Source organism: 'Chrysanthemum coronarium' phytoplasma, assembly GCF_000744065.1.
In the GTDB taxonomy this organism is placed as follows: Bacteria; Bacillota_I; Bacilli_A; order Acholeplasmatales; family Acholeplasmataceae; genus Phytoplasma; species Phytoplasma asteris.
On record NZ_BBIY01000112.1, the window covers coordinates 1 to 1,239 of the forward strand.

The following is a 1,239-nucleotide window of genomic DNA, read 5'->3' on the forward strand; positions in this document are numbered from 1 at the left end:
TCTTACGAATTTATCCATACTTTAGGAGATGCCCACATTTATTCCAATCACCTTGCACAAGTTCAAACCCAAATTCAAAGAACTCCTAAAAAATTACCTCAAATGATTTTAAATCCTGACATCAAAAATATTGATGATTTTAAATTTATTTATTTTACTTTGCAAAATTATCAATGTGATGGCATTTTGAAAGGCGATATTGCTGTATGATTAATTTAATTACTGCCTTTGACGGCAATTATTTGATTGGCAAAGACAACAAACTACCTTGGCATTATTCCCAAGATTTACAATATTTTAAAAAAATTACCCTTAATCAAAATGTTTTAATTGGGTATGAAACTTATAAATCCTTAAAAAGTTATTTAAAAAATAAGCTCTTTAATTTTAAAAAAACTTATGTAGCATCTTTAAAACATGATTTGGAATTGCCTAATTGTACTGTTGTTTCTGATTTGCAATCCTTCATGGCAAGTAATGCTGCCCAAGATATTTTATTGGTGGAGTAAAAATCTATCAACAAATCCTACCTTGGGTAACAACTTTATACATCACCCACATTTTACAAAGACATCAAGGAAATGTTTTTTTTCCAAAATTGACTTATCACAATACCAATTAATCCAAAAAGAAATTCACCCACAATTAATTTTTGCCATTTATCAAAAGAAATTAGATACGCCAAAATTTTAACTTTTATTTTTATTGTCGTTTGGCTAACATTTGTTTTTTTGCAAACTTCCAAAACTATGCTAGTTGATTTTTATTTTTGCTACAAACTGCCAGTTAATTTAATTTTGAGCTTGTTGTTGGCTTTTTTAATAACGTTTATAATTTTGGTTTTTTGCCTCGTTTTAATGACTTTTTTGTCCCCTAATCATTATTTTAAAGGATTTGTTTCGTGTAGTTTGTCGCGTTTTGTCAACCGTTTTTTAAGAATTAAAGTAGTAGTTCAAAATCCTCATTTAATCCCTTCAAAAGAAAACGTTGTTATTTATGCCAATCAAAAGTCATACACCGATCCTTTTGTTATTACAAGCGTTATTCCAAGAACTTTATCATTTGCTCCCAAACAAAATTTTAATTGTTTTTTGGAACTGCATGGTTTTTAAAATTAGTTTTTTTATCTTTGGATTGTATGGTAATCTTAAGGGATGATATCAGAAAAACTGCCCAAAATTTAATAAAGGCAGTGCCTAAAGTTAAAAATGGTATGGCAATGGTAGTTTTTCCTGAGGT

At 28.7% G+C, this 1,239-nt stretch carries 4 protein-coding genes; all 4 read left to right on the top strand.

Annotation, left to right across the window (positions count from 1 at the left end; all coding sequences use genetic code 11):
• Nucleotides 1-210: thymidylate synthase (locus OYV_RS03955; RefSeq protein WP_042068408.1), on the top strand; the 210-nt coding region annotated here is incomplete at its 5' end.
• Nucleotides 207-509, top strand: a complete 303-nt coding sequence (locus OYV_RS03960; RefSeq protein WP_269077294.1) for a dihydrofolate reductase — start codon at nt 207-209, stop codon at nt 507-509. The genes OYV_RS03955 and OYV_RS03960, both read left to right, overlap by 4 nt.
• 14 nt (nt 510-523) lie before the next feature.
• On the top strand, nt 524-622 hold the full coding sequence (locus tag OYV_RS05575) for a hypothetical protein (RefSeq protein ID WP_269077295.1): 99 nt from the start codon (nt 524-526) through the stop codon (nt 620-622).
• Between the two features lie 109 nt (nt 623-731).
• On the top strand, nt 732-1,112 hold the full coding sequence (locus OYV_RS03965; protein ID WP_236620293.1) for a hypothetical protein: 381 nt from the start codon (nt 732-734) through the stop codon (nt 1,110-1,112).
• Nucleotides 1,113-1,239: the final 127 nt, after the last annotated feature.